The 26511-nt window shown below is 49.9% G+C and carries 22 protein-coding genes; all 22 read left to right on the top strand.

The genetic code is table 11. The features are described from left to right. Positions 1–19: 19 nt before the first annotated feature. A complete protein-coding gene (locus tag NUV48_03020) occupies positions 20–2158 on the top strand; it encodes a stage V sporulation protein D (protein ID MCR4441108.1) in 2139 nt (712 codons plus the stop codon). 147 nt (positions 2159–2305) lie between these two features. After that, positions 2306–3802 (top strand): UDP-N-acetylmuramoyl-L-alanyl-D-glutamate--2,6-diaminopimelate ligase, encoded by a 1497-nt coding sequence (locus tag NUV48_03025; protein MCR4441109.1) that lies wholly within the window; start codon positions 2306–2308, stop codon positions 3800–3802. Positions 3803–3835: 33 nt separating this feature from the next. Continuing rightward, complete coding sequence (gene murF / locus NUV48_03030; protein MCR4441110.1) at positions 3836–5242, top strand: UDP-N-acetylmuramoyl-tripeptide--D-alanyl-D-alanine ligase; 1407 nt, start codon at positions 3836–3838, stop codon at positions 5240–5242. A gap of 18 nt (positions 5243–5260) precedes the next feature. Further along, positions 5261–6220 (top strand): phospho-N-acetylmuramoyl-pentapeptide-transferase, encoded by a 960-nt coding sequence (mraY, locus tag NUV48_03035; protein MCR4441111.1) that lies wholly within the window; start codon positions 5261–5263, stop codon positions 6218–6220. A gap of 27 nt (positions 6221–6247) precedes the next feature. Then, the gene (gene murD / locus NUV48_03040; protein ID MCR4441112.1) at positions 6248–7615 is read left to right on the top strand and encodes a UDP-N-acetylmuramoyl-L-alanine--D-glutamate ligase; all 1368 of its coding nucleotides are present in this window, start codon (positions 6248–6250) and stop codon (positions 7613–7615) included. Positions 7616–7623: 8 nt separating this feature from the next. Next, on the top strand, positions 7624–8718 hold the full coding sequence (ftsW, locus tag NUV48_03045; GenBank protein ID MCR4441113.1) for a putative lipid II flippase FtsW: 1095 nt from the start codon (positions 7624–7626) through the stop codon (positions 8716–8718). Between the two features lie 122 nt (positions 8719–8840). Continuing rightward, the gene (gene murG / locus NUV48_03050; GenBank protein ID MCR4441114.1) at positions 8841–9953 is read left to right on the top strand and encodes an undecaprenyldiphospho-muramoylpentapeptide beta-N-acetylglucosaminyltransferase; all 1113 of its coding nucleotides are present in this window, start codon (positions 8841–8843) and stop codon (positions 9951–9953) included. 153 nt (positions 9954–10106) lie between these two features. Beyond that, the gene (gene murC / locus NUV48_03055; GenBank protein MCR4441115.1) at positions 10107–11519 is read left to right on the top strand and encodes a UDP-N-acetylmuramate--L-alanine ligase; all 1413 of its coding nucleotides are present in this window, start codon (positions 10107–10109) and stop codon (positions 11517–11519) included. Further along, the gene (murB, locus tag NUV48_03060; GenBank protein MCR4441116.1) at positions 11509–12429 is read left to right on the top strand and encodes a UDP-N-acetylmuramate dehydrogenase; all 921 of its coding nucleotides are present in this window, start codon (positions 11509–11511) and stop codon (positions 12427–12429) included. The genes murC and murB overlap by 11 nt, the downstream gene beginning before the upstream one ends. Positions 12430–12434: 5 nt before the next feature. Then, complete coding sequence (murA, locus tag NUV48_03065) at positions 12435–13706, top strand: UDP-N-acetylglucosamine 1-carboxyvinyltransferase (protein ID MCR4441117.1); 1272 nt, start codon at positions 12435–12437, stop codon at positions 13704–13706. Positions 13707–13932: 226 nt separating this feature from the next. Next, positions 13933–14586 (top strand): FtsQ-type POTRA domain-containing protein, encoded by a 654-nt coding sequence (locus NUV48_03070; protein ID MCR4441118.1) that lies wholly within the window; start codon positions 13933–13935, stop codon positions 14584–14586. Between the two features lie 118 nt (positions 14587–14704). Further along, positions 14705–15748: a cell division protein FtsZ gene (gene ftsZ, locus NUV48_03075; protein ID MCR4441119.1), complete on the top strand. Its 1044-nt coding sequence runs from the start codon at positions 14705–14707 to the stop codon at positions 15746–15748. Between the two features lie 194 nt (positions 15749–15942). Next, the gene (spoIIGA, locus tag NUV48_03080) at positions 15943–16857 is read left to right on the top strand and encodes a sigma-E processing peptidase SpoIIGA (GenBank protein MCR4441120.1); all 915 of its coding nucleotides are present in this window, start codon (positions 15943–15945) and stop codon (positions 16855–16857) included. 12 nt (positions 16858–16869) lie between these two features. After that, positions 16870–17604 (top strand): RNA polymerase sporulation sigma factor SigE, encoded by a 735-nt coding sequence (gene sigE / locus NUV48_03085; protein ID MCR4441121.1) that lies wholly within the window; start codon positions 16870–16872, stop codon positions 17602–17604. 83 nt (positions 17605–17687) lie between these two features. Next, a complete protein-coding gene (locus NUV48_03090; GenBank protein ID MCR4441122.1) occupies positions 17688–18149 on the top strand; it encodes an N-acetyltransferase in 462 nt (153 codons plus the stop codon). A 187-nt stretch (positions 18150–18336) separates the two neighbouring features. Next, positions 18337–19110 (top strand): RNA polymerase sporulation sigma factor SigG, encoded by a 774-nt coding sequence (gene sigG, locus NUV48_03095; GenBank protein MCR4441123.1) that lies wholly within the window; start codon positions 18337–18339, stop codon positions 19108–19110. Between the two features lie 76 nt (positions 19111–19186). Next, entirely contained in the window at positions 19187–19939 is a 753-nt protein-coding gene (locus NUV48_03100) for an MBL fold metallo-hydrolase (GenBank protein MCR4441124.1), read from the top strand. Positions 19940–20028: 89 nt separating this feature from the next. Next, positions 20029–20295 (top strand): YlmC/YmxH family sporulation protein, encoded by a 267-nt coding sequence (locus tag NUV48_03105; GenBank protein MCR4441125.1) that lies wholly within the window; start codon positions 20029–20031, stop codon positions 20293–20295. 68 nt (positions 20296–20363) lie between these two features. Beyond that, positions 20364–21197, top strand: a complete 834-nt coding sequence (locus NUV48_03110) for an MBL fold metallo-hydrolase (protein ID MCR4441126.1) — start codon at positions 20364–20366, stop codon at positions 21195–21197. A 234-nt stretch (positions 21198–21431) separates the two neighbouring features. Next, positions 21432–21887 carry a transcriptional regulator NrdR gene (nrdR, locus tag NUV48_03115; GenBank protein ID MCR4441127.1) on the top strand — a complete coding sequence of 152 codons (456 nt, stop codon included), beginning with the start codon at positions 21432–21434 and terminating at the stop codon, positions 21885–21887. 18 nt (positions 21888–21905) lie between these two features. Continuing rightward, positions 21906–25601 (top strand): anaerobic ribonucleoside-triphosphate reductase, encoded by a 3696-nt coding sequence (nrdD, locus tag NUV48_03120; protein ID MCR4441128.1) that lies wholly within the window; start codon positions 21906–21908, stop codon positions 25599–25601. Between the two features lie 70 nt (positions 25602–25671). Further along, positions 25672–26166 (top strand): anaerobic ribonucleoside-triphosphate reductase activating protein, encoded by a 495-nt coding sequence (gene nrdG / locus NUV48_03125; GenBank protein MCR4441129.1) that lies wholly within the window; start codon positions 25672–25674, stop codon positions 26164–26166. The last annotated feature ends 345 nt before the right edge of the window (positions 26167–26511 follow it).

Raw genomic sequence — 26511 nt, forward strand, 5'->3', positions numbered from 1 at the left:
GGCATTTGGAGTGGAGAAAATGTCCATATCTTCAATCAGGATCAGAAAAAGGATAACGCTTGTTTTTTTGCTGGTTTTGATATTGATGCTGTGCCTCTCCCTGCGCCTGGTTTGGGTCCAGTTTGTTATTGGCGAAGAGCTGAGGGAAAAGGCTTTCCAGGCCAGGTACCGCAATGTTGAGGTTAAGGCGAAAAGGGGTATGATCTATGATGCTAAGGGGAAACCCTTGGCTATTAGTGTTAGTACGGACTCTTTTTATGCCATACCAGCGCAGGTGAGGAAATCGGGCCGGGCTGAAGAAACCGCCGCCAAGATCGCGCAGGTTCTGAATATGGAAAAGGGAAAAGTGCTGGAGGCCATTACCAGGTACCAGGCTTTTGTCTGGATCCAGCGGCATGTGCCTGATGAGAAGGCCAGGATTTTGAAAGAGCTTAACCTGGAAGGAATCAGTTACGTGGAAGAACCGGAGCGCTTTTATCCGAACGGGCAGCTGCTTTCTCATGTTCTGGGTTTCTGCGGTATTGACAACCAGGGATTAAACGGTATTGAGGTTACCTATGAAAAGGTATTAAGCGGCAGTCCGGGAGCGGTAATGGTGGAGTATGACGCCAGGGGGCAGGAAATACCCGACGCCCTTTACAAGTATGTGCCACCGCAGGATGGAAACAGTATTTTTTTAACCATCGACGAGACTATCCAGTATATCGTGGAGCGTGAACTGGATGAAATCATGAAACTGCGGAACCCCAAAAGGGCCGGGGCGATTATTATGGATCCTAAAACGGGGCGAGTACTGGCCATGGCTGTCCGCCCGTCCTTTGATCCCAACAAGTATAAAGAGTATGACCAGTCCCTGTGGCGCAATTTTCTTATTTCAGATGTCTATGAGCCGGGTTCGACCTTCAAAACCGTCACTGCGGCCGGAGCTCTTGATGAAGGTGTAGTGAAACCGAACGACAGGTTTTATTGTTCGGGTTTTATCAAGGTGGGAAAGGAAACAGTAAAGTGCTGGCGGTACGGGAGACCCCACGGCAGCCAGAGTTTTGCGGAGGGGGTCCAGAACTCCTGTAACCCTGTCTTCGTCACTGTGGCGCTGCGGGAAGGAAAGGATATATTTTATCGCTATCTGTACGGCTTTGGTTTCGGCCAGAAAACGGGGATAGAACTGCCGGGCGAGGCGGTGGGAATCCTGGTAGACAGGGAGAAATGCAAGGATATTGATCTGGCCACCATGTCAATCGGGCAGGCCAACGCTGTGACGCCTATCCAGCTCCTGACTGCGTTTGCGGCCATCGCCAACGGAGGCTATCTAATGAAGCCGCAGCTGGTTAAGGAAATAAGGGACAGGGAAGGCAGGCTGGTCAAAACGGTCGAACCACAAGCAATAAGGCAAGTAATATCAAGTGACACTTCAAGGGTTTTTCTTAATATACTGGAAACGGTCGTCAGTCAAGGAACCGGAAAAAACGCTTACGTGGAAGGCTACAGGGTAGGCGGCAAAACGGGGACCGCCCAAAAGATAATCCCGGGTGGAGGATATTCAACTACGGAATACATCGCTTCGTTCCTTGGCGCTGCTCCGGTGAATGATCCCCAGATTGTTGGGCTGGTGGTTGTCGACTCGCCGCAGGGTGTTTATTTTGGCGGGCAGGTGGCGGCACCGGCTTTTGGCAATATTGTTCGCGATACCCTGCGTTATTTGCAGGTTCCGGCGCAGGTTGAACCTGGAAAGATTGCCAGCCCTAGTAAAAAGGCGGTGGTCCTGCCCAATATGGCGGGCCTGGAGGTCAAAGAAGCTGTGCAGAGGTTGGAGAAGCTCAAGCTGAAACAGGAAGTTGTGGGTGACGGGACGAAGGTCAAGACCCAGCTGCCCCAGGCGGGAAGCGAAGTCCGGGAGGGAAGCGAGGTTGTTCTCTATACAGGTATTCCGGCGGTGGAAAACAGCCCCGAATCCGTGGCCATACCCGATCTGACAGGAAAAACTCTTGGCGAGATCAGGGATCTTACCAAACTCCTCAACCTCAATCTTGAAGTTCAAGGCAGTGGTGTGGTGGTAAGACAGGAACCTGAACCGGGACAGCTTGTGCCTGTTGGGAGCAATATAACTATTGTTATGGAACCGCTAACCCAGAATGCTATGGAACAGTATGGGCCGTAAAGACATTTGGGCATTGCTTGGGGCCGATCTCCGGTATAGCTTTTGAATAATCATTAATTCATTAGCGAGAGTCGGAATTCGGATAATTGGATATCCGTTAATTCGGGTAATACTAGGGAGGACGGGACTTGAAAAGGTGGTATGGGCATGAAACTGGCAGAGCTTAAAGAATACACAGAGGTGCTGGCGGAAAGCGGCGATCTGGAAAAAGAAGTGGAACAGGTGGTCTATGACTCGTGCCAGGCCGGGGCGGGGTCCGTTTTCGTGGCGGTACCGGGCTTTAAAACAGACGGCCATCTTTTTATCGGTGAAGCCATGGAAAGAGGAGCCGCGGCTGCTGTCATTCAGGACAGCCGGTACATGTCCGAGGGCTATCCCTGGCTGTTGGTTCCCAGCACGCGCAAAGCGCTGGCCGATTTGAGCTGTGCCGTGTACGGTTTTCCCGGCAGCCGCTTGAATATAATCGGGGTAACCGGGACTAACGGCAAGACCACGACGACAAACCTGATTGCCCGCATCTTGGAGGATGCCGGGCACAGGCCCGGTCTGGTGGGGACCATCTATAACCGGATCGGGCGGGAAATAATCCCTGTCCATCACACAACGCCTGAAGCGCCTGATCTGCAGAAACTCTTTTTGGCCTTCCTGGAAAAAGGCGCGGATTATGCCGTGATGGAAGTCAGTTCCCATGCCCTGGAACTATCCAGGGTGAGGGGCACGGAATTTGACGTGGCCGTGTTTACGAACCTGACCCAGGACCACCTGGACTTTCACGGCGAAATGGAGCAGTACCTGGCGGCCAAAGGCAAGCTCTTTGCCGGTCTGGGGGTCAAAAGCAAGAAACAAAGGCGGAAGTTTGCTATTATTAATTGGGACGATCCCTATGCCGGCGCGATTGCCGAGATGACTTCCGTACCGGTCATAACTTACGCGGTCAGGAAAAACGCGGATGTGAAAGCGGAAAAGGTAGAAGTGAGAGCGGAAGGAGCCAGATTTGTTCTTAAGTTCACAGACAGGGCTGTCCCAGTCCGTTTGAGATTGACAGGGTTCTTTAACGTATATAATGCACTGGCCGCTGTTGCCGTAGGGCTGGTGGAAGGGATCGACGTGGAGAATATTGTTGCCTCCCTGGAAAAACTGGCCGGTATTCCCGGCAGGTTCGAGAAGGTGGAGGAAGGCGGAGAAGGACAAGATTTTACTGTAATTGTCGATTACTCACATACCCCTGACAGCCTGGAAAACTGCCTGAAAACAGCGCGGGAGTTTACGACGGGCAGGGTGATCACGGTTTTCGGCTGCGGCGGAGACCGCGACAGGAAAAAGCGCCCGGTTATGGGCGAAATAGCGGGGAGACTGTCGGATTATATCGTTGTTACTTCAGATAACCCGCGTTCGGAAGAACCGCAGGCAATCATCGCTGAGATTATGCCTGGTGTCAGGAAAACTTCCCTACCCGGAAGATATGTGGAGATAGCTGACAGGAAGGAAGCGATCTTCCATGCCGTCCGGGAAGCAAAAACAGGCGACGTGGTGATTATTGCGGGAAAAGGGCATGAGGATTACCAGATTATCGGGATGCGAGTCGTCCACTTTGACGACAGGGAAACAGCAAGGGAAGCCATCCGGGAAAAACTGGGCAGGTAGATTCACTGCTGGCAAGGGCCAGAGGTGGTAACTATGTATGGATTGACAGTGGAAAGAATAACGGAACTGGTCCAGGGCAAGCTGAGATGCGGGCAGGGATGTGTTGAGCCTGTCGGCGCCGCTATCGATACGCGGGTGCTTAAGCCGGGAGAACTGTTCTTTGCCCTGAAAGGGGAAAAAACAGACGGGCACTGCTTCCTGGAACAGGCCAGGGAAAACGGAGCGGCCGGCGCAGTGGTTTCTTTCATCCCGGAAGGGTTTAGAGAGGAAGGCTTTCCGCTGATCCAGGTCAGCGATGTCCAAAAAGCGCTCTGGCAGACAGCCGCTGCCATGCGGCGCCTTTTTGCCGGGCCGGTGGTGGCGATTACCGGCAGCACGGGTAAAACTACAACCAAGGACATGTTGTGGTCCATCCTGCAGGAAAGAGGCCCGGTGCTACGCAGCAGCGGCAACTACAACAATGAGCTGGGGCTGCCTCTCACCCTGCTGGCCGTAAAACAGGAACACCATGCCGTGGTGCTGGAAATGGGAATGAGAGGGCTGGGGGAGATTGATTTTTTAGCCCGACTCAGCGAGCCAAGCCACGGGATAATCACCTGTATTGGTCACACTCACCAGGAACTGCTGGGTTCGCAGGAGGGGATCGCCCAGGCCAAGGCCGAGTTGATTTCCCATATCCCGGCCAGTGGTGGACTGGCTCTGAACATGGATGATCGAAAACATTTAAAACAGTGGCTTTCCAATATCAGGTGCCGGGTTACCTGGGTGGGACTGGATCGAACCGCCGATTTACGGGCCGTGGATATAAAGCAAATTGCAGGTCCCCGTGGGGAACCGGGCATGAGTTTTATAATCAAGACAAGGGATGGCGAGGAATGTGCTGTCAATTTACCTGTTCCCGGCAGGCACAATGTGGTGAACGCGCTGCTGGCAGCGGCAGCTGCGCGGCAGCTTGATTGTGCGTGGGAGCAAGTAGCCGGCGGGCTGGGAAAAGTCAGGCTGACAGCCATGCGGCTGGAATTAAAAGAGGTTCCGGAGGGAGGAGTGCTGCTGATAAACGACGCGTACAATGCCAACCCGGATTCGATGCAGGCTGCTTTGGAAGTACTGCATTCAATGACTAAGGGGAGACGGGCAATTGCCGTGCTGGGGAACATGTATGAACTGGGCGGCTTTGCCGAAGAGGGGCACCGCCTGGTAGGAAAAAAGGCGCAGGAAGTGAAAGTCGCATATCTTATTACTGTGGGAGAGATGGCCCGGTTAATTGCCGAAGGAGCGCTGGAGGCTGGGCTTGCTCCGGATCAAATAAGGTCTTGCCAGGATAACCAGGAAGCCTTATTCTATTTGAAGAAACTGTTGAAACCCGGTGATGTTGTCTTGATCAAAGGTTCCCGGGGCGTCAGAATGGAAGAAATAGCCGCAGGAATTCTTTCTGTTTGAAGATTGGGAGGTATTTTCTTGCAGGCGGTAATTAAGGCATCGATTGTGGCTGCGGGGATTTGCCTGTTGAGCGCTCCTTTTTTGATACCGGTGTTAAGGAGACTCAAATTCGGCCAACATATACGCAGGGACGGTCCGCAGGGACACCTGAAAAAATCGGGAACTCCCACCATGGGCGGCGTGATGTTTTTTTTCAGCCTGTCTTTGGGAGTTGTTTTCTCGATGAAGCCTGACAACGATTTGGCGGCAGCCTTACTGGTGACGCTTGGTTTTGGGCTAATCGGTTTTTTTGATGATTTTATCAAGATGGTGATGAAAAGACCGCTTGGCTTGCGGGCCAGGGAAAAAATTGTTGGGCAGGTGCTTCTTTCCGGCGTTTTTGCCTGTGCTGTTGCTGCCTACGGAGGCAGGGGAACAGAGGTCTTTTTTCCCGGAACGGAATGGAGCTTGCAGCTGGGATGGATGTATATACCTTTTGCCATCCTGGTGATGGTCTCGACAGTTAACGCTGTCAATCTTGCCGACGGGCTGGATGGGTTGGCGGCCGGTGTCACGCTGTTTGCTGCTTTGGGCTACCTCCTGATTGCCAGGGCATGGGGATTGGAGGGCATTATGGTTTTCAGCGCTTCGTTGATTGGAACCTGCCTTGGTTTCCTCTTTTTTAACATTAACCCCGCCCGCCTGTTTATGGGCGACACCGGGGCGTTTATCCTGGGTGCCGCGCTCGGTTCAATGGCTGTGCTTACAAAGACCGAACTTTTACTTCCTGTGCTGGGCGGAGTGTTTGTCATTGAAACAATTTCGGTGGTTATCCAGGTTGCTTATTTCAGGCTTACCGGTGGGAAAAGGTTTTTTCGCATGAGCCCGCTGCACCACCATTTTGAGCTTTCAGGGTGGCCGGAACAGAAGGTCGTACTGGCATTTTGGACTGCTGCGGCGGCGTTTGCCGGCCTGGCAGTTGCTGCTGTTTTGTATTGAAGTTTTAATCAAAAAGGAGTTTGTTCTATGAATCTGGAAGGTAAACGCATACTGATGATTGGAGCCGCCCGCAGCGGGATAGCTGCAGCCCGATTTCTAAATGAAATGGGAGCCCGGGTTGTATTGAACGATAAAAAAAACCGGGAGGAATTGGAAAAAGAAGCCCTTGATTCACTGGAAAAAAAAGGGATTGAACTGGTATTTGGCCTTCATCCCGATATTGAAAAAATCCCGGTCGACCTGATAATTATGAGTCCGGGTGTGCCCTTAACTATACCTACGGTCCGCTCTGCACTGGAAAAAGGCATTCCGGTCTGGAGCGAAATGGAACTGGCTGCGCGCTTCAACAAGGCGCCGATTGTGGCGGTCACCGGGACCAACGGCAAGACAACCACCACGGCCTTGATAGGCAGAATATTTACCGATGCGGGGAGAAACGTTTTTATTGGCGGAAATATCGGAATGCCGTTTATCAGCAAGGCCGCGGAGCTTAAAGAGGGAGATGTGGTGGTCCTGGAAGCATCAAGTTTCCAGCTGGAAACGACGCAGACATTTAAACCCAAAGTTGCGCTGGCCCTTAACCTGACTCCTGACCACCTCGACCGGCACGGTTCATTTGCCGGTTATATTGAGGCTAAAGCCAGGATTTTTGCCAACCAGGACAAAGATGACTGGCTTATTCTTAACTGGGATGACGAAGAAACGAAAAAATTCGGCGACAGAGCGGCTTCAAAGGTCATATTTTTTAGCCGGAAGAATATTTTAGAGCAGGGATTCTGTGTGGAAAACGGTTATCTGACAGCCAGGATGGGTGGCAGGTCAACCCCAATCATCAGGACGGAAGAGATATACATTAAAGGCGGGCATAACCTGGAAAATGCTCTGGCTGCCGCGGCGGCCGGTTGGGTGATGGGCGTGGGACCGGATAGCCTTAAGGAAAGCCTGGCTACTTTCCCTGGAGTGCCGCACCGCCTTGAGCATGTACTGGTCCACAAGGGGATCGAGTATGTCAATGACTCCAAAGGGACCAATCCCGATGCCGCCATTAAAGCCCTGGACGCTTTCGACAGGCCGATTGTGCTTATTGCGGGAGGGAAGAATAAGGGTGTAGAATTTACGGAGTTTGCCAAAAAAGTGAAGGAAAAAGTTAAGGCCCTTGTTTTATTAGGACAGGCAGCCGGTGAAATCGAAAGTGCTGTAAAGAAAATCGGTTATACAAGTTATTATCATGCCCGGACATACCCGGAAGCTGTGGAAAAAGCCAGTTCCCTGGCTAAAACGGGCGATATTGTCCTGCTGTCTCCTGCCTGTACCAGCTGGGACATGTTCAATAACTTTGAGGAGCGGGGCGAGCTGTTTAAAGAACTGGTAAGAGAACTGGCCGCCCGGGAATGAGGTAAGGTATGGGTTTAAAAAAAGGATCGCCTGATATCATTATATTTTTTACCACCATACTTCTCCTGTCCGTAGGAATAATCATGGTTTTCAGCGCAAGTTACTATGATACACTGGAGAAGGATCCATATTTTTATGTCCGCAAGCAGATGACCTGGGGCCTGATCAGCCTGGCGGCCATGGTTCTTATGATGAAGATCGATTATTTCAGGCTGAAACCTCACGTAAACATTGTTTTTCTTATTACCCTGGTTCTGTTGATACTTGTCCTTGTTCCTGGGGTAGGCGTGGAAGTAAAAGGTTCCAGGCGCTGGATAAATCTGGGGTTTACAAACCTGCAGCCATCCGAAGTGATGAAGCTTTGCCTGGTTCTTTTTTTGTCAAAAAGCCTGGGGGCAAGAAGCCGGAGGATCAAGCATTTTTTCACAGGGCTGGGGCCGTATTTGCTCCTGCTTTCTTTAATAGGCGCGTTGATCATGATGGAACCTGACCTGGGAACAACCCTGGCCATTTCGGCAACGACAGTTATCATGCTGTTTGCGGCCGGTGTGCGCTGGCTTCATATCATTTTCCTGGGGATATCCGGCCTGGCCGTTGGGGCGGCTTTAATCCTCCAGGAACCGTATCGCTGGAACAGGATTGTCGGGTATCTCGATCCCTGGGCCCACGCTTCCAAAGAGGGATACCAGACCATTAATTCCCTGTATGCGCTGGGATCCGGTGGTTTTTTCGGCATGGGGTTAGGCAACAGCCGGCAGAAACTGGATTTCCTGCCGGAACAGCATACAGATTTCATTTTTGCCATACTAGGGGAAGAACTGGGTTTTTTGGGAGCTTTTTTTGTGATCCTTCTCTTTCTATTGCTGGCCTGGCGGGGATACCGCATAGCGCTGACTTGTCCTGATGTTTTCGGCAGTTTCCTGGCAGTGGGGATCACAACCATGATTGTCTTCCAGGCTTTTATCAATATGGGGGTGGTAACGGGACTTTTGCCGGTTACGGGGATCAGCCTGCCGTTTATAAGCTATGGAGGTTCTTCGTTGCTGTTTTCCATGCTGGGGATAGGGATTCTGCTTAATATTTCACGCTACACCGGCATCTGACCAGGACGAACCAGCCCTGGATTTTTAAATTATTATTGTCGTATTATGGTTGATATACTAAAATATTTCCGGGTAGATAAAACGCAGGGATGCCGTAGTAGAAACAAGAACGAGGTGAAGCGATGCGGGTCGTTTTAACAGGAGGGGGAACAGGCGGACATGTATATCCCGCTTTAGCTATTGGACAGGCCATCAGGAATGAATGGCCCAGGACGGAGTTTGTTTATGTGGGGACGGAAGAAGGGTTGGAAAACAGGATCGTACCCAATACAGGTTTTTCTTTTCGAACCATCAACGTGATCGGCTGGCACCGGACTTTTTCCTTACAGGCCCTGAAGGCGGCATGGCAGGTTGTTGTTGGCCTGCACCAGGCGGAAAACATTATTCACGACTTTCAACCGCACCTGGTTATCGGTACCGGTGGGTATGTTTGCCTGCCGGTGGTCTGGAGCGCCACGCTCAACAAAATCCCCACCATTATTCACGAACAAAACGCCCTGCCCGGACTGGCCAACAGGTTCCTTTCCAGGCGGGTAAATGAAATTATGCTTACCTTTCCTGAGGCTAGGCACCGTTTTCCTCGAAAAATAAAAGGAAAGGTCCATCATACGGGATTTCCCATCCGCAGTGAAATAATGCAAACAACCAGGCAAGACGGTTATTCCTATTTCAATTTCTCGCCAGGCAAACCGACGCTTCTGTGCGTGGGCGGATCGAGAGGAGCGCACAGCATTAACGAAGCGATGTTTGGCGTGTACCGTGAGCTTGTTGACAAAATCCAGATGATTCATATTACGGGACCGGCAGAATATGAGGCATACCTTAAACGCCTGGCCGCTACAGGTATAGACCTGGCTAATTGTGGGAATATTATTGTCAGACCATACCTGAACCACATGGAATTTGCCCTGGCCTGCGCCGATCTATGCATAGGGCGCGCAGGAGCAGCATTCATTTCGGAAATCACGGCCAAGGGTTTGCCCGGTATTCTGGTCCCCTATCCTTATGCGGCAGAAAATCACCAGGAATACAATGCAATGTTCCTGGTGAATAAAGGGGCTGCGGAGATGATTAGGGATAATGAACTGAACGGTAAAGTTCTCCTGCAAAGGGTATCCGCGCTTTTATTTGATGAAAGGCGGAGAAAAATTATGTCGGAAAACAGCCTTAAAGCAGGAAATCCTCGGGCGATAGAGAAGATAATTGAAATTATCAGGACTTATATGAAGAGTTAACACCAGGGACAACCCTCAACCTAAAAATGACAACCATACTCCTGTAACACCTCGAAGAAAGCTGCATATATAGTAAATTGCGGGATGATAGCAGTTTTTTTGTTTTAGGAGGTTTTGGACGGGAGAGAAAGGCGTGGAAGGGGATAACAGCAAATGCCAGATAAGCAGTGGGTCCATTTTATTGGTATAGGCGGCGCAGGGATGAGTGGCATTGCTAAATGCCTGCTTGAACTGGGTTACCACGTTACGGGATCCGATCTCCTGGCTACCGAGACAACAAAAAGATTGGAAAACTGGGGAGCAAGAATTTTTACGGGGCACCGGCAAGAAAACCTTGATCCCCTGGTTGACCTGGTGGTGGTATCTTCGGCCATCCCTAAAGACAATGCGGAGTTGATGAAGGCCGTAGCACTTGAAATACCGGTCATTCAACGGGCGGAAATGCTGGGACGGCTGATGGAAATTCAAAAGGGTATTGCTGTCGCCGGAGCCCACGGGAAAACAACGACGACTTCCATGATTTCCTTGATGCTCGAAAAAAACGGGTACGACCCTACTGTGGTGGTGGGAGGCGAGCTTAACGATATTGGCGGTAACGCCAAGCTGGGAAAAGGCGAGTACCTGGTAGCCGAGGCCGACGAATCAGACGGCTCGTTCCTAAAATTAAAACCATTCATTACTGTGGTAACCAATGTCGAAGATGACCACCTTGATTATTACGGGACACGGGAGAACATTGAAAAAGCCTTTCGCCAGTTTATAAAAAACACCCACCCCGGCGGGTTTTCCGTTCTCTGCTTTGATGACCCGGTGCTGCAAAGACTTATTCCGGGATTGAAGAGAGAAAAAAGGATAGTAACCTATGGATTTAATAATAATGCCGACTTTTACGCAGATGATGCGGTGTTAAACGGACATACCACGAAAACAATTATTTTCCAGGGGAGAAAAAGGCTGGGCGAAATACACCTGAGCATCCCGGGGAAACATAATCTGTTAAATGCGCTGGCGGCAGTGGCTGTCGGCATCAATGCCGGTTTGAGTTTTGAAGGAATAGCGTGCAGCCTGCAGCCTTTCCGCGGGGTGCAGAGACGTTTTCAGGTCATTGGTGAAGTGGACGGTATTGCGATTTATGACGATTATGCTCATCACCCCACAGAGCTGAAAACTACGCTTGCCGCGGCCAGGACATTGAAGCCCGGGAGAATCGTTGCCGTTTTCCAGCCGCACCGTTATACCAGGACGCAGCTTTTAGCGCGTGAATTCGGCAGCGCTTTCCGGCAGGCAGACGTTCTCATCGTAAATGAAGTGTATTCGGCTGGAGAAAAGCCAATACCGGGCGTGAGCGCCAAGCTTATCGTTGATCAGATTAAGGAATCAACCGGGCAGGAGGTTGAATACATCCAGGATAAATCCGACATAGTGAAGCGTCTTGGGGAAATAGTCAGGCCGGGCGACCTGGTCATCACCATGGGGGCTGGCAACATCTGGACCGCAGGAGTTGACCTATACAGAAGACTGGGGGAGAAGAAAGGTGAAGTCAAAGGGGATGAGAATGAAAATTGAAAACGTCTATGACTTCATACGGGACGAAAAACTGGGCGGGGTATTTTTAAACGAGCCGCTTTCTTTATATACAACCTGGAGAATTGGGGGGAGGGCCGACCTTCTTTACCAACCGGAGAATGCTGGCGATTGTGCCAGGGTTCTTGCCCTGGCCGGGCGGGAGGATGTCCCCGTACACTTCCTGGGTTTTGGTTCAAACGTTCTCATAGCTGATGAAGGGCTGAGAGGGCTGGTTATTCACACCAAGAGATTGAACATGATTAAAACGGAAGGAAAGAAAATCACTGCCGGCGCGGGAGTGCCCCTGGCCGGGTTAAGCCAGCAGGCAGCCGCAAAGGGGCTGAGCGGGCTGGAGTTTGCCTGTGGAATTCCAGGCAGCGTAGGAGGAGCGGTAATCATGAATGCAGGAGCTTATGGTTCCTCAATGAGCGCCGTTGTAACCAGGGCCACGACTCTTAGTAAAACCGGGGAGCGCAGGGAATACGGCAATGCGGAAATGAGATTCGGCTACCGAACAAGCTGTTTAAAGAATAAGGGCGAGTTGGTGGTGGAAGTTGAAATCGATTTGCCGGAAGGAGACGCAGAAGAAAGCAGAAGGCGAATGGAAGAGTATTTGAGGTTGAGGAAAGAAAAACACCCCCTTCATTTGCCCAGTGCAGGAAGCGTTTTTCGAAACCCGCCTGGCAGTCCGGCAGGCTGCTTGATCGAGACGGCAGGAATGAAAGGACGGCGGGTGGGAGACGCACAGGTTTCAGAACAGCATGCCAATTTTATTGTCAATCTTGGCGAAGCTAAGGCTGCTGAAGTAATTAAACTCATTGAGGAGGTGCAAAAGGAAGTATACAGGAAAAACTCCATATGGCTGGAAACGGAGGTTGTCTTACTGGGTTTTGACGACCGCAGGAGGTGACAGATATGGAAAAGTACGTGATTGTCGGCGGGAAAAGATTGTCCGGGGTAGTGCGGTTAAGCGGTGGAAAAAACGCGATCCTGACCATCTTACCCGCCTGTCTCATGTCTAAAGGGGTTTGTACCATTCACGATGTACCGCGTTTGAGCGATGTGTTTGTAATGAAGGAGGTGTTGGAATGCCTGGGGGCCAAGGTCTCGTTCCACCATAATACGATGGTGGTGGATGCAGCACAGCTTAATTCCGTGGAAGTCCCGGAGCGGCTGACCCGGATGATGCGAGCGTCCAACCTGGTGATGGGGCCGGTTCTTTCACGTTTTCATCAGGTAAAAGTCGCTTATCCCGGCGGCTGCTCTATTGGTTCCCGTCCCATGGACCAGCACCTGCGCGGAATGAAGGCGCTGGGAGCCCATGTGACCGAGCGTTACGGTTATATTGAAGCAAAGGCCGCCAAACTGCAAGGTTGTGAGATTTACCTGGATTTTCCCAGCGTGGGAGCCACCGAAAACCTGGTGATGGCGGCAACGCTGTCCGAGGGCATTACAATCCTGCGTAATGCTGCCAGGGAACCGGAAATCGTAGATCTGCAGAATTTTCTAAACAGCATGGGGGCGAAAATAAGAGGAGCGGGCACGGACATTATCAAGATAGAGGGGGTTAAGGAACTGGGGTCCACCGAGCACACGATTATTCCCGACAGGATAGAGGCCGGGACTTTTGTATTGATTGGCGCGATCACCCAGGGAGAAATCCTAATTGAAAACATTATCCCGGAACACCTGGAAGCAGTAATAGCCAAGGTCCGGGAAGCAGGTGTGGAAATAACCGTGTCTGAAAGCGGTGTGCGTGTTTTTTCCAGGAAAAGGTCCAAAGGAGTGGATATCAAGACCATGCCTTTTCCCGGCTTCCCCACCGATATGCAGGCGCAGTTCATGGCGCTTCTGGCCTTGTCGGAAGGGACGGGTATAGTTACCGAGACAATTTTTGAAAACCGGTTCAAGCATGTCGACGAGTTCCGGCGGATGGGCGCCAATATCAGGGTAGAAGGTCGGGTGGCCATTATTAAGGGTGTCAAAAGCCTGACCGGCGCGTATGTGGAAACATCGGACTTAAGAGCCGGAGCGGCGCTTGTTACGGCTGGCCTGGCTGCGGACGGCGCCACCGTTATAGGAAATATCCAGCACATCGACCGCGGTTATGAGAATTTTGAAAAGAAACTCCGGGACTTGGGTGCACAAATACTTAGGATTAATGGAGGCAAGGAGAAAGGCGAATAGCCTTTTTCCTGACGGCGATGGCTTGGACAGGCCTTGAGGTTGTGTTATAATATTTTTGATTTTAAGAGATGGGATAAAGGGAAAAACAGGGGAGAAATTAGTGCGGGGAAAAGCGGGTGGCGGTAAGGTTAGTTACATAAGAAGGCATAGAAAGAGAAGCACAGTGCCGGTATTTGGTTTGTGGCTTTTTTTATTATTCTCCTGTCTGCTGGCAGCTTATTTTTTCATGCACTCTGCTGTTTTTTCGGTAAAAGCAGTCGATGTAAAGGGCAACAGCTTTCTTTCCGCTGAAGAAATTGTCGAACTGAGCGGCATCAGGACAGGCGTCAACATTTTTAAGCTTGATACCAGGGAAGCTGCGGCCAAAATGAAAGTACATCCAAGAATAAAAAATGTTGAAATAAAAAGAAAACTGCCCCATAAGATTCTCCTGCAGGTCACCGAAAGGTATGCTTGCGCTTATCTTGAGGGTCAGGGCGGTTTGATTGCCGTTGACGAGGAGGGGGTTTATCTATATAAAGAAAACGATCCTGAAAACAGGAAATTTGCTCTCATCAGCGGCGTTCCGGTAAATGACAGCGCCGGTCCGGGAGCGGACCTTTCTACGCCAGGGCTTGCTTCGGCTTTGCTCCTGCTCAAGCTCCTCGATAAAGCCATCCTGGCAGATGTCGAGGAGATTGTGGCGCCAACCCCCGAATCTCTGGTTTTGAAGACGCGTCACGGTGTGGAGGTGCGTTTTGGAAGACCGGAAGAACTGGAAAGGAAGGTCATGTTAATTGGCGAACTCCTGGTGAAAAACGGCGAGCTGATTAATGACCAGACTGTTGAATACATAGACTTGCGTTATAATACAGCTCCCGTAATCAAACGAAAAAACTGAAATAAGTCAGGCTAAAAAAAGGGAAAAGCCACCTGATTGTGGAATATGCAATTATAGGAGAAGAAATGCGAAACGCAGGCTTACCAGGAATGTAAAGAGGAGAAGGGAGAAGTTTTTGATGCTTGAATTTGAAACAGATATTCACCGTACTGCCATGATAAAAGTCATAGGAGTTGGCGGGGGAGGCAGCAATGCCGTCAACAGGATGATTGAAAGCGGTTTAAAAGGTGTCGATTTTATCGCGGTCAACACAGATGTTCAGGCTCTTTACCTTTCCAAGGCCGAACATAAGATCCAGATCGGCGCCAAGCTTACAAGAGGGCTGGGGGCGGGAGCCAATCCTGAGGTAGGTCTGAAAGCGGCGGAAGAAAGCCGTGACGAGCTTGCCGGCATCCTGAAAGGCGCGGACATGGTTTTCATTACTGCCGGGATGGGCGGTGGAACGGGTACGGGGGCTACTCCCGTTATCGCCGGGATTGCCAAGGAAATTGGAGCGCTTACGGTCGGCGTTGTCACCAAACCGTTCCCGTTTGAGGGGAGAAAGAGGATGTCCCAGGCGGAATCAGGCATAGGAAGCCTTAAGGAGAAAGTGGACACCTTGATTATGATCCCCAATGAAAAACTTCTCCAGGTTGTGGATAAAAACACCTCTATTAACGAGGCTTTTCGCATTGCCGATGACGTTCTTCGCCAGGGAGTACAGGGTATTTCTGATTTGATTGCTGTTCCAGGATTAATAAACCTTGACTTTGCCGATGTGAAAACGATTATGCTTGATACAGGTTCCGCCCTCATGGGTATCGGATCGGCTTCCGGGGAAAACCGGGCTTCTGTTGCCGCCAGGTCCGCCATTTCCAGTCCCCTTCTGGAAACATCTATCGAAGGGGCCAAGGGGGTTCTTTTCAATATCACCGGAGGTTCCAACCTGGGGCTTTTTGAGGTGAACGAAGCGGCGGAGATTATTGCGCAGGCGGCAGATCCCGATGCCAACATCATTTTTGGCGCGGTGATCGATGACAACATGGGCGATGAGGTGAGGGTTACCGTAATAGCTACCGGCTTTGAGCGCAGCGCTCGAAAAGAGAACCTGATTGAACTGGATATTAAACCGTTTAAAGCGGATGACCTGTACATACCGCCATTCTTGCGGACGAAAAAATAAACCTTTATAGAAAAACTTGTTCCCCGCCTCCGGCGGGGTTTTTTGCGCGCCGCGTGCATGGGTATCATTTCAAAAAATGCAGTATTACGCCTTGTCCTGTCGCATAATCCGACAAATATATGGAAAGCCCTGGTGTATAATGAAAAAAGAATTTAACCTGGCCCGGGGTGATTGATTTGCAGGCGGGAGGAGAAGTGGTTGAAGTTTATGCAGATGTCGTGGTCCTGGTTAATTTCGTTATGGACTTTTTTATTCTGTGGATAGCCGGGCGGCTTGCCAGCTTGAGAATAAGTCCATTCCGTCTCGTTTTGGGGGCATTGACTGGTGCTGTTTATTCACTGGTGGTCCTTATCCCGGAAAACGCGGCTGCTGCTTCTTTTGCCGCCAAAATCGCCTGCTCGGTGGTTATGGTCCTGCTTGCCTACGCTCCCGTTTCTCCAGCGAAATTTTTACGGTCCATTTTTTTCATGTACGCGCTTTCTTTCATCATGGGGGGATCAGTCATCGGGACAATTTATCTGACAGAGAGGAAACCAGGCTGTCTCCAAGCCTGGAACGGAGCGGCGGTGCTGGCGAATTCGTTCAATTACTACTGGCTGCTGGTGGGGCTGGGAATGGCGGTTTTGACTGGATACGCAAGCCTGTTTTTTCTCCGCCGCAATTGGCTGCGGCAGAATCTCGTGAACGGTCTGGTAATCTGCATTGGCGACAGGAAAACAGATGTTGACGCACTTTTGGATACGGGAAACCAGCTGCTGGACCCGCTGACGGGAAAACCGGTAATCATCGTTGAGGCCGAAGCGTTGAAAGGGATGCTGCCCCAGGAACTGCTGGAAGCGGCAGGAAGCGAGGACGAGGTAAAACTGGCTGGCCTTTATGAGCGGCTTGAGCAGGGATGGGCAGCCAGGTTACGAATGATACCGTTTAATTCCGTGGGCAGGGAACGCGGGTTGCTGGTCGGGCTGCGCCCTGACTACATTGAAATAAAGTGCGGGAACAGGGTTAGCATATGCCGGGAGGTAGTAATCGGTCTTGTGGGCAACTGCCTTACGCGAGAAGGAAAGTATCGTGCTCTTCTTCATCCGTTTCTTTTAGAGAAATATGTATAGAGGAGGAAGCACATGCAGTTCCAGGAAAAACTGACCAACGTTCAAATTAACTTAAAATATTTTGTTTTTGGTGTCTTAAAGCTGCTGGGCATTGAACCGGAGGTTTTGTATGTCGGAAGCAGTGAAGCTTTGCCTCCGCCTTTGAGCATCGACGAAGAAAACTATCTTTTGGAGTGCCTGGAAAGAGGCGAACAGGGCGTTAAAAGCACGCTGATTGAACGAAACTTGCGGCTTGTTGTATACATTGCTCGGAAGTTTGAAAACACGGGGGTAGGGATTGAGGACCTGGTTTCAATAGGTACTATAGGCCTCATCAAGGCGGTAAACACATTTGATCCGGCTAAAAAGATCAAGCTGGCCACTTACGCTTCAAGGTGTATCGAAAACGAAATATTGATGCACTTGAGACGCAACAGCAAAATAAGGACCGAGGTTTCTTTTGACGAACCACTGAACATTGACCTGGATGGAAATGAGCTTTTGCTTTCCGATGTTATGGGCACCGATAACGACATTATTTACAAATCGCTGGAAGAAGAAGTGGACAAAAAGCTGCTGGTTTATGCCATGAAAAAGCTGTCTCACCGGGAAAGGAGGATTATGGACCTTCGCTTCGGGTTAAAAGACGGTAATGAAAAAACGCAAAAAGAAGTCGCCGATATGCTGGGCATTTCGCAGTCTTATATCTCCAGGCTGGAAAAGCGCATCATAAAAAGGCTGCGGAAAGAAATACAGCGCATGGAATAAAATATGCATAATTATACACAAAATGGTTGTATTATAATGAAGTCTTTGATATGATAGGGTAAGACGCAAGAGAGGTGAGAGGAATGTTCATTCGCAAGGCCAGGCTGACAGATGTTGAAGCAATGCACCAGCTTGTGAATAATTATGCAGAAAAAGGGTTGATGCTTTCACGTTCACGCAGCATGCTCTATGAGTATATCAGGGACTTTGCCGTTGCCGAGGTGGACGGGGAAGTTGTTGGTACCGGCGCGCTCCACATCATGTGGGTTGATCTTGCCGAAATAAGAGCGGTAGCTATAAAAGAAGGGTTTACTGGACAGAAGATAGGCAAACAATTGATCGAATTCTTTCTGCAGGAAGCCAGGGAACTGGGAATACCCAGGGTCTTCACGCTCACTTACCAGCCGGGGTTTTTTAAAAAATCCGGTTTTACTGTCGTTTCCAAGGAATCTATGCCCCAAAAAGTCTGGCGAGAATGCATAAACTGTCCCAAGTTCCCTAATTGCGATGAAGTATGTATGGAATTTGTTCTCAGGCAATGCTAGTAAAAGGCGGTCCCCCAAAAAAGCCGCGTGTTTAACAACGATATTGCTGTTAACAGAAAAAAGCCGAACAAAAACGGCTTTTTCTTTTTTGTCTCCATCTTGCGCCCTTTTTAAACGGTATATTTGATTTTTTTCAAGGTAATAATGAAGTTAGATTGTACCTAACCGTTTCCTGGGGGTAGGGAAGATGATCGTAAACAAAGTGGAGATTTGCGGTGTCAATACTTCTAAGCTGCCGGTCCTCAAGAATTCGGTGATGAGAGAGCTCTTTTTAAAAATGCGAGACGGGGATGCCACAGCAAGGGAAAAGCTTATAAACGGCAATCTCCGTCTTGTCTTAAGCGTGATCCAGCGTTTTACAAACCGGGGTGAGTACGTGGATGACCTTTTCCAGGTGGGCTGCATCGGTTTGATAAAAGCCATCGATAATTTTGACCTGGAACAGAACGTAAAGTTTTCTACTTATGCCGTTCCCATGATCATCGGCGAAATCAGGAGATACCTGCGCGATAATAATCCAATCAGGGTCAGCCGGTCGCTGAGGGATATTGCTTACAAGGCGCTGCAGGTGCGGGACAACCTGGTTAACAAAAACTCGCGGGAGCCGTCCATTAATGAAATAGCCGTGGAATTAAACATTCCCAGGGAAGAGATCGTGTTTGCGCTTGACGCGATTCAGGAACCGATTTCCCTTTTTGAGCCCATTTACCATGACGGGGGTGATCCCATTTTTGTCATGGACCAGATCGGGGACGAAAAAAATGCAGATGCAAGCTGGCTGGAGACAATATCCGTGAAGGAGGCTTTGCAGAAACTGAGCGAAAGGGAAAGGCACATTCTCACCCTGAGATTTTTTGAAGGTAAAACGCAGATGGAGGTCGCGGAGGAGATAGGAATTTCCCAGGCCCAGGTTTCGCGGCTGGAAAAAGCCGCCTTGACACACATGAGAAAATACATCTAAAAAAAGAAAGTTGTGTTAAACTTAGATTGATGAAACGTTGGAATTTTCAAGTCATTAAAGCTATTGGGGGGAAGAGATGATGGGAAGTGTTTCCATCCAGTTTTTAGGGAGCGGGGACGCCTTTGGAAGCGGCGGCAGGATGCAGCCGTGCATACTGGTAAGGTCAGCCGCGTCTGTTTTTTTGTTGGACTGCGGCACATCGTGTCTTATTTCCATGAGGAAATATGCCGCCGATCCCAACGAGGTGCAGGTGATTATTCTATCTCACCTGCACGGCGATCATTTTGGCGGGGTTCCTTTCTTCATTATCGATGCACAGCTGGTGAGCAAGAGGAAAAAGCCTCTTAGCATCGTGGGCCCGCCCGGGGCGAAGGAAAGAATAAGCGAAGCCATGGAGGTTCTGTTTCCCGGGTCGTCGAAGATTGAGCAGTCGTTTGCATTAGAAGTGCTGGAGCTGGCACCGGGGCAGGCAGTGGAATTCAGCGATCTAAAAATGAAAATCGAAGCGGAACAAGGTGTGCACCCCTGCGGCTCTCTCCCTTTGATCCTGCGTTTGCAGGTTGGGGACAAAGTTATTGCCTACAGCGGAGATACGGAATGGACGGAGGGGCTTGTTAAGGCTGCCAGGGGAGCGGATCTTTTTATTTCCGAAGCTTACTTCTATGATAAAAATGTCAAAAATCACCTAAATTACCGGACGCTGCTGGAAAAAGAAAAAGAACTCGACGCAAAAAGAACGGTTGTCACGCACATGAGCCCGGAGATGCTGGGCAGGCTGGATTCGCTCGTTTATGAATACTCTGATGACGGGAAGGTGTTTGAACTATAGACTGCCGGCCCAAAAATGAATTGAGTAATTATTGCTTGCGCCCTCACATATAAATGTAATGTTAAGACAAGGAGAGGGTGTCGGGCTTGATCATCAAAATTTCAGATTTACGCGACAGGGAAATCATTAATGTTAATGATGGAAGAAGACTGGGGCCGATCAGGGATATCGTGCTGGATTTGGAAAACGGGAAGATCCAGGCGATTGTTCTGCCGGGAATATCCGGCGGGCGGATACTGGGGATTTTTGGACGCGGCGACGAGCTGGTGATCCCCTGGGAAAAAATTGTGAGGATTGGCGTGGACGTGGTCCTGGTGGAAGTGCCGGGACAGCATGTTGAACTGCCGAGGAAATAAACCGGAACTTGACACAATCCGGTAAAATAATATATTCTGTTAAAAAATGAACCAAGAGGAGTATTCTTATGAGAATAAAGGCCACCGTCCTGGTTGACAACTATGCTTATGGGATCAACGGCGTTCTGGCTCAGCACGGGTGGGCCGTGTTCTTGGAAACGGAGAAGGGCAATTATCTATTTGACACGGGTGCGGGCAAGACAGTGATTAATAATGCCCATGTTTTGGGTGTTGATTTGTCATCCATCCAGGGTATTATTCTTAGTCACCATCATCACGACCATACTGGAGGGTTATTGGAGGTCTTGGAGTACCTCAAACGCCCGATTGATGTGTATGCGCACCCGGACCTGTTTAAGGACAGTTATTCTACCCGGAATGAAAGGATAAGCCACAGCGGTGTGCCTTTTAGACAAGCCGTTTTGGAGTCAAAAGGAGCCAGATTCAACCTGAGCAGGGAGTTCCGGAGTATTGTTCCAGGTTTTTATCTGACGGGTGAAGTTCCGCGGCTTACTTCTTATGAAAAAGGAGAGTCAAATCAGGTAATCAAGGGAGAAAACGGGTTTGTGCAAGATCCGCTTCTTGATGACCTGTCGCTTATTATCCCAACGGACCAGGGCCTCTTCATTGTCTTAGGCTGCGCTCACGCGGGAATAATTAATATTCTCAACTATGCCGTGAAAATGACGAACCAGGAAGTGATCCATACGGTCTTTGGCGGTACCCACCTGGGGCCGGCGGATGAGGAGCAGAGAGAGGAAAGCATTAAGGCCTTATTGGAAATGAATATTGCCCGGCTGGGAGTATCCCATTGTACCGGGATGAATACCGCGGTTAAGCTCGTCCAGGAATTCGGCCAGCGGTTTGTCTTTTGCGGTGTCGGGACTGTATTTGAAGTATAACCACGCACAACTCCCCAACAAATAATAAAAGTATTACCATTCAAAGAATAAAAAGCTCGTTTCGACAAGGAACGGGCTTTTTTGCCGGTCAGGAACGTATAAGAGCAGGATTATCCTCATTGGTTAAAGATGGTTGACATTGTCTATATATAGTTGGTAAAATATACTTGCACACTATATATAGGGATGCAGGGATTGTTGATGTGCAGTTGCCTTTAAAGGTGGTGTTTTGCTGTGCGCTGCCCATACTGCGGATGGAGCGATTCCAGGGTTTTGGAAACGAGGCTGTCGGATGACGGTTATTCCGTACGCCGACGCCGGGAATGTCTAAACTGCCAGAGCAGGTTTACCACTTATGAGAAAGTTGATGACCTGCCGCTTTTGGTGGTGAAAAAGGACGGTAGCAGGGAGCCGTTTGACCAGCATAAGATATTGAACGGGCTGTTAAAGGCCTGCGAAAAACGCCCGGTCTCCCTGGACAAGCTTGAAAACACAGCTGCGGAAATTGAGCGGGTTTTGAAAAACAAATCGCTTAAAAGGGAGGTCGCTTCCTCGGAGATCGGGGAGATGGTAATGGAACGGCTGAAAGAACTGGACGAGGTGGCCTATGTCCGTTTTGCCAGCGTCTACAGGGAGTTTAAGGATATCAACACCTTTTTGGATGAAATTGAAAGACTGCTCAGAAACTGATTTAAGGAGGACTTGAGATTGTTTACCCACATCAGGAAGCGTGACGACAGGATTGTGCCGTTCAATGAAAGCAAAATCACCGATGCCATTTTCGCGGCGGCAAAGGCCGTGGGGGGCGAAGACAGGCAGACGGCCGTGGAATTGACCCTGGAAGTAATGAAATACCTGAAGAATAATTTCAACGGCGAGATTTTTGGGGTGGAAGACGTCCAGGACGCGGTGGAAAAGGTGCTGATAGAAAGAGGCCACGCCAGGACGGCCAAAGCATATATCTTGTACAGGGAAAAACGCTCCCGGATAAGGGATGCGCGTTCCGAACTTATGGACGCGGTGGCCGAGATCTTGCGCGAGACCAACAGGGAAAACGCCAACGTGGGAAATTCGCCTTCGGCCAAGGTCCTGCAGATTTCTGAAGTCGCTTCCCGGAACTATTATTTGAAGCGCGTCATCCCGGAGGATGAGGCCCGTGCCCACCTGGAAGGCGACATATACATACATGACCTGGCGTGGTACGGCAAAACGCTGACTTGTCTCCAGATTCCCCTGGACAGGCTGCTGGCGGAAGGGTTCAACAACGGGCACGGCTATATACGGCCGCCCAAGGGAATCAAGACGGCGGCCGCCCAGGCGGCCATAATTTTGCAGAGCAACCAGAACGACATGCACGGCGGGCAGTCTTTCGCCTATTTTGACCGCGACATGGCGCCGTATGTGGAAAAGGAATACGAACGCCAGGAAAGGCTGCTGCGCGAAGCGGCCGGGAAGCTGGGAGCGGTTGCCGACGAGGAGAAAATTAAGTCGCTGGCCATGGAAAGGACGGAAAACGAGGTTTTCCAGGCCATGGAAGGCTTGATATACAACCTGAACACCATGCACTCTTTGAGCGGAAAGGAGAGGATATGGATTTATGATAAACAGAGTGGGGAAATGACCACTTATAGTATGGCGGAATTTCATGAGCAATTCATACCGGGTCGTTATCAAGCATTAAGCGTCAATTATCAGACGGGAAGGACAGAATTGAAAGATATCACCGCTTCATTTAAACATAAGAATACACATAAAATTCTGAACATCAAATTTAAATCCGGGCAAACAGTTGCTGTAACTGACAATCATTCCATGATCGCTTTGGGGGATGACGGGAGTATTGTTACAGCAGCGCCTGACCAGTTGAAACACGGTCTGATACCCCGCGAACTTGTATTGGAAAAAGAAGTGATAGAATTTGATTTGACCAAGTATCCCTCATCCACAAAATATCCTCTTGAGAGATTAAGAATGACTCCGTCTTTGGCCAAATTGATGGGCATGTATGTTGCTGATGGTTCTGTTAATGGCTCAACTCTTTCTTTGGCTTTGTTTGATAAGAATCTGGAAACGGAAGCGGAAAGGATTTTGCATGACATCCACCCGGGGTTTTCTGTTCGGTTACGGGAGCATAAAGGATTGCCGCGTGATCTGGCTTGTAATGTCGGACAGCAGTTTGCGGCATTTCTGGGGGATAAATGTGGGATAGGTGCTGAGAATAAACGCATACCAAGCGAGCTGTTTTTTGCTGACAAGAATATAGTCAAAGCCTTTCTCGATGGTTATATCTCCGGCGATGGCACTGTAGGTTCCAACCGGCTTGTGGTTGGCACTGTCTCAAAAGAATTGCGGGACGGTATCCAGCTTCTTTTCTGTAAATTGGGAATACCTGTTTATATTAGGGAGGCCTTTCCAAAAAGTCAATTTGCCAAAGCGAAGAAGCGTTACCTGATTGCGATAGGCGGATTTTATGGCCATGAACTGTCCTTAAGCGGTGAAAAAGGAATTAAGTTGATTGAAGCAACGCAAATCTGTACGGAGCAAACCCCTTATGACTATGATTTTTTGCGTCCTTTCATCAAAGAGGTATACGGCATTCATTGTAAAACCACCAAATACTACCGCTTGAAGCCCGAAATATTGGAAGGGATTGCGGTGGATCTGGCCAAACGGATTTTGGCCCCGGAAGAAAAGACGCAACTGGAACTTTTGGCTGATGAAGAGTTTTGGCTTAACCAGCTGACAGATGCTCTTGCAAAAATTCAAACCACTGAAAGGCATTATTTGCTTAAAATGATGTCAAAGAGAAAGCTGCCGCGTTTTTGTAAATACCTGCCGGTTTATTATCCATATAAAGACATGTTGAAACGATTCTGCCTGTCAGAGGTTGTCAATGAAAAAACCCGCAGCCGCATCGGCAATCACTGCCAGAGTCCTATGCTGGTCATGGATTGGGCTTGTATGGTCTTAAAACAAAACGAAAAAATGGTGAGTTTGCTGGCGGCAATCGAGAGGGCCTTACGTTTGTGGCCTATGAAAGTAAAGGAACTGATTGAGCTGGACCATGAGGAATATGTCTATGACGTCTCGGTAGAAGGCAATGAAAATTTCTTAACGGCAGAAGGGTTATTTGTACATAACTCCAGGGCCGGGGCGCAGGTTCCGTTCTCTAGCATCAACCTGGGGACCGACACCAGCTGGGCCGGGCGCATGGTGACGGAAAAGTTCCTTTTGGCGCTTGAGAAAGGCCTGGGCAAAGGGGAGTGCGCCATATTCCCCAATGTGATTTTCAAGGTCAAGGAAGGCGTCAATTATGATCCTGATGACCCTAATTACGACCTGTTCCGGCTGAGCATGAGGGTGGCCTGCAAACGGTTGCAGCCCAACTTTTCCTTCCAGGACTCAAGCTTTAACGCCCCGTACCGCGACGAGGAGGTCGCCTATATGGGCTGCCGGACCAGAGTAATAGCCAATGTCAACGGCCGCCCGGTAACTAACGGGCGCGGGAACCTCTCTTTTACCTCCATTAATCTGCCCCGCCTGGGGCTGAAGGCGCAGGGTGATTTGACCCTGTTTTGGCAGTATCTCGATGAAATGATGAACCTGACCATCAAGCAGCTCAAGACCCGCTATGACCTGCAGAAGAAACTGAAGGTCAGGGACTTTCCCTTCCTGATGGGGCAAAAACTGTGCCTGGACAGCGAAGACCTTAAGCCGGACGATCCGATCGAAAAAGCGGCCCGCCATGGCACCTTGAGCGTGGGGTTCATCGGGCTGGCCGAGTGCCTTAAAGCCTTGACGGGGAAACACCATGGGGAAAGCCAGGAAGCGCAGGCGCTTGGGCTGGCCATTGTCAGCTACATGCGGCGCCGCTGCGACGAGGCGACAAGGAAATACAGCCTTAATTACACCCTACTGGCTACTCCGGCGGAAGGCTTGAGCGGCAAATTCACCAGGGCTGATGCGGAAAGGTTCGGGGTAATTCCCGGCATTACCGACAAGGAGTGGTATACCAATTCGTTTCATGTGCCGGTGGAATTCGACATCACGGCCATGGAAAAGATTGCTATCGAAGGGCCTTACCATAAATACTGCAATGCGGGGCATATTTCGTATGTTGAACTGCCGTCGGCCCCGCACCATAACCTGGAAGCCTTCGAATCGCTCATCAGGGCGATGCGTGAAGCCGATATGGGGTACGCAGCCGTTAATTTTCCGGTTGATGTGTGCATGGAGTGCGGGTTTAACGGCGTGATCGAGAGCGAAATATGTCCCCAATGCCATTCGGCAGGCAAAATCAGCAGGGTCCGCCGGATTACGGGCTATTTATCCACGCTGGACATGTTCAATGAAAGCAAACGGGCGGAAGAAAGAAGCCGCAAAACTCATATGACCCTAAAATAAAAAGTAGATAACGGCAGTTGAAATGAAAGCGACTGCAAATCGTAACGGGAAGAGAAGCGAGGCGGGTGTTATGCGACTAGCCGGAATTGTCCCTGAGAGTATCGTTGATGGCCCCGGCGTGAGAATGGTGGTTTTCGCTCAGGGCTGTCCTCATCACTGCCCGGGATGCCATAACCCGGAAACATGGGATCCCGGGGGAGGACAAGAGATGACAGTCAAAGAAATTCTCAAAATCGTAAAAAAAAAGCTGAAAAACATCAGGGGTCTCACCCTTTCAGGCGGTGAACCCTTTCTCCAGGCTGAAGAGATGGCCGCCTTGGCCGGCAAGGCCAGAGAACTGGGACTGGATGTGGTTACCTATACGGGATATACTTATGAAGAGCTGCTGGCCCTTAATTTGCCCGGCTGGGCAAAACTGCTGGAGGTTACCGATATACTGGTAGACGGGCCTTTCTTGCAAGAGTTAAAAGATATCAGCCTTCCTTTTCGCGGTTCCAGAAACCAGAGGGTTATTGATCTCAAAGAGAAAAGAAAAAAGGGAATGAATGAATGCCAGGCCGGTTGAGGCCGGTTCATAAAAATAAGGCTCGCTTTCTCGATACGAAGAGGCGGGCCTTTAATTTGTACCGTCCAGATTTGTTTTGGCATATATTAAGTTTATAGATGCTGTAATACGATCCGGAGTGAAAAAAATGAACAGATATCTCGGGTATATGCTTCTTATTGTTTTTTTACCGGTATTAACGATCCTTTTTCTCGTTTTTTTCTTGATAAACAAACTGCTCAAACTTTTTACCGGTCTGTCTTGGCGCCGCTAGATCGCCCTGCCTTTGGCCAGTATCACGAGTATGAGAAGGCGCCGCGCAGATGAATTGCAGGTATGACATCCTTCACCCCAACAGTACGGGCA

The organism is Peptococcaceae bacterium (genome assembly GCA_024655825.1).
In the GTDB taxonomy this organism is placed as follows: Bacteria; Bacillota; Peptococcia; order DRI-13; family PHAD01; genus JANLFJ01.

What these genes read in the sequence shown, in the direction of transcription:
- nrdG (MCR4441129.1), top strand. Translation starts at nt 25,672, where the DNA reads ATGCGACTAGCCGGAATTGTCCCTGAGAGTATCGTTGATGGCCCCGGC.
- NUV48_03100 (MCR4441124.1), top strand. Translation starts at nt 19,187, where the DNA reads ATGATGGGAAGTGTTTCCATCCAGTTTTTAGGGAGCGGGGACGCCTTT.
- NUV48_03025 (MCR4441109.1), top strand. Translation starts at nt 2,306, where the DNA reads ATGAAACTGGCAGAGCTTAAAGAATACACAGAGGTGCTGGCGGAAAGC.
- murG (MCR4441114.1), top strand. Translation starts at nt 8,841, where the DNA reads ATGCGGGTCGTTTTAACAGGAGGGGGAACAGGCGGACATGTATATCCC.
- murD (MCR4441112.1), top strand. Translation starts at nt 6,248, where the DNA reads ATGAATCTGGAAGGTAAACGCATACTGATGATTGGAGCCGCCCGCAGC.
- NUV48_03090 (MCR4441122.1), top strand. Translation starts at nt 17,688, where the DNA reads ATGTTCATTCGCAAGGCCAGGCTGACAGATGTTGAAGCAATGCACCAG.
- NUV48_03070 (MCR4441118.1), top strand. Translation starts at nt 13,933, where the DNA reads ATGCACTCTGCTGTTTTTTCGGTAAAAGCAGTCGATGTAAAGGGCAAC.
- murF (MCR4441110.1), top strand. Translation starts at nt 3,836, where the DNA reads ATGTATGGATTGACAGTGGAAAGAATAACGGAACTGGTCCAGGGCAAG.
- sigG (MCR4441123.1), top strand. Translation starts at nt 18,337, where the DNA reads ATGATCGTAAACAAAGTGGAGATTTGCGGTGTCAATACTTCTAAGCTG.
- NUV48_03110 (MCR4441126.1), top strand. Translation starts at nt 20,364, where the DNA reads ATGAGAATAAAGGCCACCGTCCTGGTTGACAACTATGCTTATGGGATC.
- murC (MCR4441115.1), top strand. Translation starts at nt 10,107, where the DNA reads ATGCCAGATAAGCAGTGGGTCCATTTTATTGGTATAGGCGGCGCAGGG.
- ftsZ (MCR4441119.1), top strand. Translation starts at nt 14,705, where the DNA reads ATGCTTGAATTTGAAACAGATATTCACCGTACTGCCATGATAAAAGTC.
- murA (MCR4441117.1), top strand. Translation starts at nt 12,435, where the DNA reads ATGGAAAAGTACGTGATTGTCGGCGGGAAAAGATTGTCCGGGGTAGTG.
- ftsW (MCR4441113.1), top strand. Translation starts at nt 7,624, where the DNA reads ATGGGTTTAAAAAAAGGATCGCCTGATATCATTATATTTTTTACCACC.
- murB (MCR4441116.1), top strand. Translation starts at nt 11,509, where the DNA reads ATGAAAATTGAAAACGTCTATGACTTCATACGGGACGAAAAACTGGGC.
- sigE (MCR4441121.1), top strand. Translation starts at nt 16,870, where the DNA reads ATGCAGTTCCAGGAAAAACTGACCAACGTTCAAATTAACTTAAAATAT.
- NUV48_03020 (MCR4441108.1), top strand. Translation starts at nt 20, where the DNA reads ATGTCCATATCTTCAATCAGGATCAGAAAAAGGATAACGCTTGTTTTT.